Genomic DNA, 1,692 nt, shown 5'->3' with positions numbered 1-1,692 from the left:
TGTTGGGTTTGGTGTGGGGCGGATCGGGTTGTGGGTTGGTCGTTTGTTGAGAATTGCACAGTGGACGCGAGCATCTTTGTGGTCAAGTTGTCAAGGGCGAACGGTGAATGCCTTGGCACCAGGAGCCGATGAAGGACGTGGGAGGCCGCGATAGGCCTGGGGGAGCTGTCAACCAAGCTGTGATCCCAGGGTGTCCGAATGGGGAAACCTGGCACCAGTCATGTGGTGTCACCCACACCTGAACACATAGGGTGTGTGGAGGGAACGCGGGGAAGTGAAACATCTCAGTACCCGTAGGAAGAGAAAACAATTTAGTGATTCCGTGAGTAGTGGCGAGCGAAAGCGGATCGAGGCTAAACCGGCTGCGTGTGATACCTGTCAGGGGTTGCGTGGTCGGGGTTGTGGGACCCCGCTGAGTGTGCTGACATGCACTCGAGGAGTTACAAAGTTAGTGGCTAGTCGAACAGTCTGGAATGGCTGACCGTAGACGGTGAAAGTCCGGTAGGTGAAAGTTGCTGACCTTCTGTGGGTGTTCCCGAGTAGCGGCGGACCCCTGAAATCTGCCGTGAATCTGCCAGGACCACCTGGTAAGCCTAAATACTTCCTGGTGACCGATAGCGGACGAGTACCGTGAGGGAATGGTGAAAAGTACCCCGGGAGGGGAGTGAAATAGTACCTGAAACCGTTCGCCTACAATCCGTCGGAGCCTTGCGGGGTGACGGCGTGCCTTTTGAAGAATGAGCCTGCGAGTTAGTGGCATGTGGCGAGGTTAACCCGTGTGGGGGAGCCGTAGCGAAAGCGAGTCTGAATAGGGCGATTCAGTCGCGTGTCCTAGACCCGAAGCGGAGTGATCTAGCCATGGGCAGGCTGAAGCGCGGGTAAGACCGCGTGGAGGGCCGAACCCACCAATGTTGAAAAATTGGGGGATGACCTGTGGTTAGGGGTGAAAGGCCAATCAAACTCCGTGATAGCTGGTTCTCCCCGAAATGCATTTAGGTGCAGCGTCGCGTGTTTCTTGCCGGAGGTAGAGCACTGGATGGTCTAGGGGGCCCACAAGCTTACCGAAATCAGCCAAACTCCGAATGCCGGTAAGTGAGAGCGCGGCAGTGAGACTGCGGGGGATAAGCTTCGTAGTCGAGAGGGAAACAGCCCAGATCACCAGCTAAGGCCCCTAAGCGTGTGCTAAGTGGAAAAGGATGTGGGGTCGCATAGACAACCAGGAGGTTGGCTTAGAAGCAGCCACCCTTTAAAGAGTGCGTAATAGCTCACTGGTCAAGTGGTTCCGCGCCGACAATGTAGCGGGGCTCAAGCACACCGCCGAAGCTGTGGCATTCACATTTTATCCTCGCTTGGACTTGATTCCTTGTGCAGGTGTGTGGATGGGTAGGGGAGCGTCGTGCCGCGAGTGAAGCAGCGGGGTGACCCAGTTGTGGACGCGGCACGAGTGAGAATGCAGGCATGAGTAGCGAAAGAAGGGTGAGAAACCCTTCCGCCGGATGACCAAGGGTTCCAGGGCCAGGCTAATCCGCCCTGGGTGAGTCGGGACCTAAGGCGAGGCCGAGAGGCGTAGTCGATGGACAACGGGTTGATATTCCCGTACCCGCGAAAGAGCGTCCCTGATGAACCTCGTTGTGCTAACCACCCGAACCATCCAAGACCTTCGGGTTGAGGATGGGGAGCGTGGGAACCTGG

1 rRNA gene (only partly in view) is annotated in these 1,692 nt (G+C 57.0%); it reads left to right on the top strand.

What is annotated here, in order from left to right:
• Positions 1-80: 80 nt before the first annotated feature.
• A 23S ribosomal RNA gene (locus AB0C15_RS32485) occupies positions 81-1,692 on the top strand; its annotated part runs 1,584 nt beyond the window's last position; the annotation flags it as partial.

The organism is Micromonospora sp. NPDC048835, from assembly GCF_040649995.1.
In the GTDB taxonomy this organism is placed as follows: Bacteria; Actinomycetota; Actinomycetes; order Mycobacteriales; family Micromonosporaceae; genus Micromonospora.
Note: the sequence above shows the minus strand (reverse complement) of the source record. Positions and strands in the feature narration are given on the sequence as shown.